Origin of the sequence: Aphanizomenon sp. UHCC 0183 (genome assembly GCF_009712065.1) — a bacterium.
GTDB classification, from domain to species: Bacteria; Cyanobacteriota; Cyanobacteriia; order Cyanobacteriales; family Nostocaceae; genus Dolichospermum; species Dolichospermum heterosporum.
In genome coordinates, this window is the sequence record NZ_VILC01000047.1 from 1 (window position 1) to 9,309 (window position 9,309).

Here is a 9,309-nt window from a genome sequence, read left to right on the forward strand (position 1 = left end):
ACTACTTATGTGCCTATCTTCTTATAAGATTAGATTTAACAAAAGTAAAAAATCTTGGTTTTAGAGAAAGATCATGACAACTTCTATCGCCTTTGACTTAGCATCACTAAATCAGCAATTTGAAACTGCAACCCCTACAGAAATCCTAGCCTGGTCTGTAAAGAACATCCCCACAGGATTAGTCCAAACTAGTGCCTTCAACGTTGATGACATCATCTTGACACACATTTTTTATAGCGAACTTCAGCATCCCGTTCCCGTTATTTTCCTAGATACCCTTTATCATTTCCCCCAAACCCTAGAATTGGTAGCTAAAGCCAAAGAAATCTATAACCTAGATTTAAAAACCTATAAAACCCCAGACGTAGATAGCCGTGAAGCCTTTGCTGCTAAATTTGGGGAAGCCCTTTGGGATACAGATATTACTAAATTCCACGACATTACCAAAATTGAGCCACTTCAACGCGGTCTAGACGAGCTTAACACTGTAGGCTGGATAACTGGTCGTCGTCGGGATCAAGCCGTTACTCGTGCTACCATGCCCGTATTTGAACTAGATGGTAAGGGAAGATTAAAAATTAACCCTCTAGCTACCTGGACTCGTAAGCAAAGCTGGGCGTATGTAGCTGAACATAAAGTAATTTACAACCCCCTTCATGATCAAGGTTATCCCAGTATTGGTGACGAACCTATTACCACTAAAGTCGGCGAAGGTGAAGACGAACGGGCTGGACGTTGGCGCGGAAGTGAAAAAACTGAGTGTGGAATTCACATTTAATCACACCACTAGATCCCCGACTTCTTGAAGAAGTCGGGGATCTAAACCCTTACAACCAATAAACTATGAAAATTCTCCATCTTTCAGATATCCATATTGGTAGCGGTTTTTGCCACGGGCGCGTTAATCCAGCCACAGGTTTAAACACCCGACTAGAGGATTTTGTGAAAACATTATCTTTGTGTATTGACCGAGCGATCGCTGATCATGTAGATTTAGTCCTGTTTGGTGGTGATGCCTTCCCTAATGCCACACCTGCACCCTATGTTCAAGAAGCCTTTGCTAATCAATTTCGCCGTTTAGTTGATGCAGATATCCCCACAGTCTTATTAGTAGGAAATCATGACCAACATTCCCAAGGTTTGGGAGGTGCAAGTTTAAATATTTATCGGACTTTGGGAGTACCAGGGTTTGTAGTTGGTGATACTTTAACTACTCATCGCCTTTCTACACAAAAAGGAGATGTGCAAATCATTACTCTCCCTTGGTTAACTCGTTCCACTTTAATGACTCGTCAAGAAACTCAGGGTTCTTCTCTAGCAGAAGTTAATCAACTCCTCACAGACCGTTTAGAGGTAGTTATCGAAGGAGAAATTCGCCGTCTTGACCCGAATTTACCCACTGTGCTTTTAGCCCATTTAATGGCTGATAATGCCACTTTAGGTGCAGAACGTTTATTAGCAGTCGGAAAAGGTTTTACTTTACCCTTATCTTTATTAACTCGACCATGTTTTGATTATGTGGCTTTAGGTCATGTTCACAAACACCAGAATTTAAATAAATCTAATGACCCACCAGTAATTTATCCTGGAAGTATTGAACGGGTAGATTTTAGTGAAGAAAAGGAAGACAAAGGTTATGTAATGATAGATTTGGAAAAAGGGAAAGTAAATTGGGAATTTTGTCCCTTACCCGTGCGAACATTTCGGACTATTGAGATAGATTTATCTAAACAAGATGATCCACAAAAAGCATTATTAAAAGGAATTACTAAATATGATATTCAGGATAATGTAGTGCGACTCATTTATAAATTGCGGTCAGAACAATTAGATTTAATTGATAACTCTTCTATACATCAAGCTTTAAGCATAGCACACACTTACACTATTCAAGCCGAATTAGTGAGTCAGTTAGCAAAACCTCGTATTCCTGAATTAAGCGCGAGTAGCAGTATTGACCCAATGGCAGCTTTAAAAACTTACTTAAATAATCGGGAAGATTTGAAAGAAATAATGCCCTCTATGTTAGAAGCAGCACAGAATTTATTAACAGATGATGAGGGAATTTATTTAGTACCCCAAGGAGGTAAGTAGGGGCAAACCCCCTGTGGTTGCCCCAAATACCGGGGTAGGCACGGGGGCGCTACCCCTACATTAAATGCCTATCTTCTTATAAAATTAATTTTGCCTGCGTACTTATCAGCAATTCTCTAACCAATTTTGACTATTTGCCTATTTCTGTTTAAAATGTCTTTCTTAGGTGAGTTTATCTAGGGTTTGCTGATAGCGAAGCGTGGCGTTAGCCATACTCCTGATAGCGAAGCGTGGTGTTAGCCATACTCCTGAATGGGCGCAGGCCCTGCGCCCCTACCTCCTGATAGCGCAGCGTGGCGTTAGTCATACTTCTAGCCCTCACAGACAACTTTTTCAGCAAGCCCTATCTATATTTTCTAGCATATATTTCTTAAAGTTCATCTTCTTCAATCACAGCATTCCGATCTAATATTAATAAGTTACGAAGTTGGTCTGTATCCATTTCTGTTAACCAATCTTCTCCTGCACTTACAACCTGTTCTGCTAGTTGTTTTTTACTCTCAATCATATCATTTATTTTCTCTTCTAATGTTCCAGTACAGACGAATTTATGGACTTGAACATTGCGGGTTTGACCAATTCTAAATACTCTATCTGTGGCTTGATTTTCAACTGCGGGATTCCACCATCTATCAAAGTGAAAAACATGATTTGCCCTAGTTAAATTCAATCCCACACCACCAGCTTTTAACGATAAAATCATAATTGGTGGTCCTTGGGGGTCATGTTGGAATCTATCAATCATTTCCTCTCTTTGCTTTTTACTGGTACTACCATATAAAAAGAATATCTCTCGTTCTAATTTCTTTTCTAAATACGATTTTAATAACTTACCCCATTCAGCAAATTGTGTGAAAATTAAAGCCCTGTCTCCTTCTGCTAAAACCTCATCTAACATTTCCTCTAGTCGTTGTAATTTAGCAGAATGATGTTTCTCTAAAGTTGCTAATTTCAAATATTGGGAAGGATGATTACAAATTTGTTTTAGCTTCACTAATAACCCTAAAATCATGCCGCGACGTTGTAAACCTTCCGCAGATTCAATTTCTACTAAAGATTCATCTACTAATTGTTGATATAGTGTAGCTTGTTCAGAAGTTAATCCACAAAAAACTGTCATTTCTTGCTTTTCTGGCAAGTCTTGAATTATGTCTTTATCACTTTTTAATCGGCGTAAAATAAAAGGCTGAACTAATGAACGTAATTGATTTAAAGAAGCAGTATCACCATACTTTTCAATCGGCATAGCAAACCGTCTTTGGAAAAATTGTTTATTCCCTAAATAACCGGGATTCAAGAAATCTAAAATAGACCATAATTCTTGCAATCTATTTTCTACAGGTGTACCTGTTAAAGCAATGCGAAATGTCGTTTCTAATTGTCGCACTGCCTGTGATTGTTTCGCATCTGAATTTTTGACATTTTGGGCTTCGTCCAAAACAATTATCTGCCATTCAACTGCTTTTAATAATTTAATATCGCGGTGAATCAGTGAATAGCTAGTAATTACTATATCGTGTTTATTAACGGCTTCTGTAAACGCTTTACCTTTAGGACGTTTATCACCGTGATATTCTAAAACTTTGATTGTCGGGGCAAATTTTTTAACTTCTTTTTGCCAATTGCCCATAACTGAAGTAGGACAAACTAATAAAGTTGGTTTTTCTAGGACATTTTCTTCTTTGAGGTGAAGTAAAAAAGCGATAAATTGGATGGTTTTTCCTAATCCCATATCGTCTGCAAGACAAGCACCTAAACCCCAACGTTCTAAAAATGCTAACCAACCCGCACCTCTTTCTTGATAAGGACGTAATTCTCCCCGAAAACTTTGAGGTGTAGTTAAAGGTTGAATTTCCTGATTATTAGTTAATGCCCCAATTAATTCTGCCAAGGCACCAGAAGCTTCAAAACTTACAACAGGTAATTTCTCAATTACTTGGGTGTCTCCTTTACTAATGCGTAAAGCATCTTCTAAAGAAAGAGACATTTGTTCTTTGCGAGAACTAAAAAAGGTTTGGGCAGTTTTAATATCTTGGGGACGGAGTTCTACCCATTCACCATTAATTTCGACTAAAGGACTATTTAATTTTACCAGTTTATCAAACTGAACTTTAGAAATTGTTTGTCCACCAATTGCCAAATGCCATTGGAAATTTAATAAACTTTGTAAACCCAAACGTCCGGATTTTTCTTGAGGAGTTTCGGCACTAATTTTTAAGCCTAAACGATTTGCCCACCCTTCCCGATTTGCTAAACTAGAAGGTAAAATTACTCCTAACCCGCTATCTTCAAATCTCCAAGTTACAGCTTTGATAAATTCATAAGCTTGCATGGGGGTGAGGTGACAAAATTCGGGAGATGCAGTTTCTAAACTGGGGGTAATTATCGGATACAATCGAGAAGCTAAACCCAAACCTCGCAAAAATGTTTCTTGGGGTTGTGCAATTGTGCGATTTTGATAAACTAATGTATCTACAGGTTGATGCCAAATTGTCGCTGCGGCTATTAAAAATTCTGGGTTATCTGCTGCTTGCAGAAAATACTTCAAAATCCAATCTGGTTCTTCATTTTCTGGAGGAAGCAATTGAAAACAAGTTCTAAATAAAGCTTTGCCTGTAAGTTGATATTGTAATGGTAAAGTCCAAGCTTTTAAAGTAGTTTGTAAACGGTCTCCTCCTGCTGCATCAATTGTATTATTTGCATTAACTAATCCTTGTAACCATTGCTGTAATGTAGCAGGTAAAGACATCATCATTCTCGGTTCTAGGGGAGATTGAGAACCAAGCATTAACCGCAATTGATTATCTGTAACGTGATTGAGGAATGATAATATTAATTCTTGAGGTAATAATGGTAAATTAATTGCTAGATTTTCGGTAGTCTGTTGATATGTTCGACAAGCTAAAGGCATTTGTAAAGAGAATTTCTCTAACCTTGTGACATCTATGGCACTATCTAAAAGTATCTGCCATTTGGCAATTAAATTACTATCTTGTTTCTCAACAGTTGGTAAAAATTTACAACGAGAAATTAAATCTAAATGCCATCTGTAAATATGTACCCAAAAATGAATATCTGCTCCTAATAAAGCCGCTTTATTATCGGTTGTACTCAGGGGTAATGATGAGAGAAATTGAATTGCTAATGCTGGAGTGAGACAAAAACCCTCAATTTTACAAGGATGTAAATATTGTGAAGATGGAGAATCTATATCCACGCTGAAAGAATGAACGGGAGAAATTGTCGTTAATTCTGATTTATTACTTTCTGAAAAATAAGTTGGTAAAGAAACTATTTGTGAATGAATAGGTAATTTTATTTCTGTTGGTGGTTTACTTTTAATTCTTTGTTTAGTAGGGGAAGATGGCTGAATTAAACTAGTAATTGATAAATTAGATAATTCTAACCATTCGTTTAATTCCACCGAGTTCATAGCCAAAGGATGTAAAGGAATCTCAGCAGATACTTCAATATGCACCTGTGAAGAACGCCAAGTTTCTCCCCAAATAAAGAAATAACTATTTTGATGATTTATTACCCAAGTTCCGTGTAAAATTGCCATGTTTTAATATACTAAATAGGGTTTGCTGAATAAGTTGTCTGTGAAGGTAGGGAACAGTTTTAGCTATCAATAGTAACAAACACTAGTAGTTCGTCAAATTTATTTTGACAGGTAATGATCGGAAAAAACTTCTGTTCTTCCCTCCCGCACCCCCCTACCCCCTACCTCCCCTACCCCCCTACCTCCCCTACCTCCCCCACCCCCCTACCTCTCTTCTCCCCCTGCTTGCCTTCACCCGTCATTTTCGGGTTGACAGACTACTAGTAGTTCGTCAAATTTATTTTGACAGGTAATGATCGGAAAAAACTTCTGTTCTTCCCTCCCCTGCCCCCTGCCTCTCTTCTCCCCCTACCCCCCCTACCCCCCCTACCCCCCCTACCTCTTTTCTCTCCTTATTATGATACAAGGGGTTTAGCAAAAGCTTAATGGTGTCAACTTAAGCTACAGATAGCTTATTTCTTTGGCTGACAGACCCACTCTGAAATGAATTTCAGGGCTAATACACTACCTTATTTCTTGGTCACGCTTACGCGAACAGGTGAGTCTGGGCTTCTCAACGACTCCTCTATGAGGACAGTAAAATTTGGCTTTATGCTTTTTATTATTTCCATAAATATGCAATAATTAATGTATCTCTAATTTAGTCCTTAGTGAATTGAAATATGAGAATAGAAAATATGGCTACGCCACGCCAGCTATCACAATTTCAAACTTTGCGTCTTTGCTCCTTTGTATCTTTGCGCGAAACATAATTTATACCGTCATTATGCAATCCCCTAAATTGAAAGAGAATTTCCCTCAAAGCTCAAAATAATCTATTAATCATAACTGTAAAAAATGCAAGTAGAATCACAAGTATCTGATATTAATAATAATATTTTTACTGATTTCGGTGGGGTCATGATTCCCCAAGCACCGGCTGGATTTAAATCAGGTTTTATTGGCATTATCGGCAGAACTAATGTGGGTAAATCCACTTTGATGAATGAATTAGTTGGGCAAAAAATAGCTATTACTTCCCCCGTGTCCCAAACTACTCGAAATCGCCTAAAGGGGATTTTAACTACGGAAACAGCCCAGTTGATTTTTGTGGATACGCCCGGTATTCATAAACCTCATCATCAATTAGGGGAAGTGTTGGTAAAAAATGCGAAAATTGCCATTGACTCGGTAGATGTGATATTATTTGTGGTCGATGGTACAGTTGCTTGTGGTCCAGGCGATCGCTATGTGGCAGAACTACTAATTAATACTCAAACACCTGTAATTCTGGGGATTAATAAAATTGATCAACAACCAGAAGATGCCCAAAAAATAGATGATAGTTATATTCAATTAGCCGATACCTATCAATGGCAAAGTGTGAAATTTTCTGCTAAAACCGGCGCGGGATTATTGCAACTCCAAGATTTATTAATTAGTCATCTCGAACCAGGTCCATTTTATTATCCACCCGATTTAGTAACAGACCAGCCAGAACGGTTTATCATGGGTGAATTAATTCGAGAACAAATATTATTATTAACCCGTCAAGAAGTTCCCCACTCCGTAGCCATAGGCATTGATTTAGTTGAAGAAGCTCCAAAAATTACCCGTGTTCTCGCCACGATCCATATTGAGAGAGATTCTCAAAAAGGCATTCTCATTGGTAAAGGTGGAACAATGCTCAAAGCTATTGGTAGTGAAGCTAGACAACAAATTCAAAAACTAATTGCTGGGAAAGTTTATCTAGAATTATTCGTTAAAGTCCAACCCAAATGGCGACATTCACGGGTGCGTCTAGCAGAACTAGGTTATCGCGTCGAAGAATAATATGAGGAATCAGGAAGTAGGGGCGCAGGGCCTGCGCCCAGTTTAGTGGTAGAGAATGCGCCCATTCTAGTGTTATCCATATTTTTGATTTCAACTTTTTATATCATTTACCCATTTCTCTGAAAAAACCAGAATATTATCAATTTATGCCGTTAATTAGCCTCATTGCTGCCATTTCTGAAAATCGAATTTTAGCAAACTCAGCCAGAAAACATATTCGTTCTGGTAATCCCTGGAATATTCCCAGTGATGAAATTTATTATCGGCAAATGATCAGAAGACATCCTGTAATTATCGGGCGTAAAAGTTATTCTACCATGAATAAACCATTTCCCGATTGTACAACTATTGTTCTCACCAGAGACACCGATTTTCAAGCCTTTGGTTGTGTCGTGTTGCATTCATTAACAGAAGCAATTGCATGGGCGGAAATGAGTGAAACAGAAGAAATATTTATCGCTGGTGGTGGACAGATTTATACTGAAGCAATCAAATTTGCCGATAAACTTTATTTAACTATTGTTGAAGGTAATTTTGTGGGAGACATATACTTTCCTGAATTTGCCGATTTTGGGAAAGTCACCAAAGAAAAGAAAATGCAGGAAAATGGCTATAAGTTTAATTTTGTGGAAATTGAAAAGTGCGTTAATTAGGTAACGCCACCTTCAATAATTGGCTAAGTAATGGGACACAATTAATACACAACTGATTTTTATGTTCCCCGTTCCTCGTTCCTAGTCTCTGACTAGGAATGCAGTTGATGAGGCTCTGCCTCTAATATCATTGAAGGCAGAGCCTTCTAGAATTCATTCCCAGTCAGAGACTAGGAATGAGATGACTTGAGTTCTTTGCGGGATAGAGGTTTTACGTTAAGTTGACACCAATGAAGCTCTTGCTTTACCCCTCGTTTTGAGTATAAAACCTCGCGGTAAGTGGGAAAATCAGGGGCTTTAGCCGCTGAGAGTGTCAATTTATTGTAATTTCAAAAATCTATTCAAAGCTGCTACCATACTTGGTGGCCAGCGACGGATATTCGTTACCCAATTCATATCCTTATAACGGGTATCTAGTCCATAAGCAGCCACCCAATTACTTTCTGCCTCTCCCTTATTTCCCCTCACCCAATAAGCGGCTGTTAAAGCGGCACGCATATCAGCAAATCGAGGATATTTACGGACTATATTCCGCATCTCGCGGATAGCTTTATCTGATTGATTAGTTTCATATAAAGCTAGGGCATAATTAGCTCTAGCAAAGGCAAAATTTGGGTTAATTTCTGTGGCTTTTTGGAAATCTAAAATCGCTTCTTGCCATTTCCCTAAACCTGTTTTAGCATTACCACGATTATTATAAGCCATAGCATCTTGAGGATCTAATTCTAATACACGATTATAATCAGCGATCGCCTCCTCCCATCTTCCCAAACCTTCCAACGCCGTCCCCCGATTCAAATAAGGATCTGTCACATTAGGCGCAAGTTCTACAGCCTTGTTATAATCCATCAATGCGGCTTGTAACTTATTCTGGCTGACACGAGAATTACCCCGATTACTCCATGCACCCGCATTAGTCGGAAATTTTTCAATAATTTCTGTCCAATAAGCTTCCGCTGTCACAAAATCACCCTGATTCGTAGCTGCAAAAGCCTTACTCGCCAATTCATCCCCTACTTGCAACTCCTGAGCGGTAATAGGTTGAGATTCCGCCATAACTGGTGTATTCCAGCCAAAAACCAGCAACAGACTCAGAAAAATACCAATTAGTTTAATCATCTAACTCTGGACGTGATATGCAACAAAATTAATCATATAGCAGCAGAATACAGAAAAACCCGTAGGGGC

6 protein-coding genes are annotated in these 9,309 nt (G+C 38.5%); 4 read left to right on the forward strand and 2 right to left on the reverse strand.

The genetic code is table 11. The annotated features are described in order from the left end of the window. Positions 1-73 precede the first annotated feature (73 nt). Entirely contained in the window at positions 74-778 is a 705-nt protein-coding gene (gene cysH, locus FJR37_RS16270; protein ID WP_053537602.1) for a phosphoadenosine phosphosulfate reductase, read from the forward strand. A 65-nt stretch (positions 779-843) separates the two neighbouring features. Then, positions 844-2,094 (forward strand): exonuclease subunit SbcD, encoded by a 1,251-nt coding sequence (gene sbcD, locus FJR37_RS16275; RefSeq protein WP_168466535.1) that lies wholly within the window; start codon positions 844-846, stop codon positions 2,092-2,094. Positions 2,095-2,464: 370 nt separating this feature from the next. Here the strand turns inward: sbcD and FJR37_RS16280 are convergent, their stop codons facing one another. After that, positions 2,465-5,656 carry a DEAD/DEAH box helicase gene (locus FJR37_RS16280; protein ID WP_168466536.1) on the reverse strand — a complete coding sequence of 1,064 codons (3,192 nt, stop codon included), beginning with the start codon at positions 5,654-5,656 and terminating at the stop codon, positions 2,465-2,467. An 837-nt stretch (positions 5,657-6,493) separates the two neighbouring features. Between FJR37_RS16280 and era the strand changes: the two genes are divergently transcribed. Then, complete coding sequence (gene era, locus FJR37_RS16285; RefSeq protein ID WP_168466537.1) at positions 6,494-7,468, forward strand: GTPase Era; 975 nt, start codon at positions 6,494-6,496, stop codon at positions 7,466-7,468. Between the two features lie 146 nt (positions 7,469-7,614). Further along, positions 7,615-8,121 (forward strand): dihydrofolate reductase, encoded by a 507-nt coding sequence (locus tag FJR37_RS16290; protein WP_039202572.1) that lies wholly within the window; start codon positions 7,615-7,617, stop codon positions 8,119-8,121. 318 nt (positions 8,122-8,439) lie between these two features. Here FJR37_RS16290 and FJR37_RS16295 read toward each other — a convergent pair whose 3' ends face one another. After that, positions 8,440-9,240: a tetratricopeptide repeat protein gene (locus FJR37_RS16295; protein ID WP_168466538.1), complete on the reverse strand. Its 801-nt coding sequence runs from the start codon at positions 9,238-9,240 to the stop codon at positions 8,440-8,442. Between the last annotated feature and the right edge of the window lie 69 nt (positions 9,241-9,309).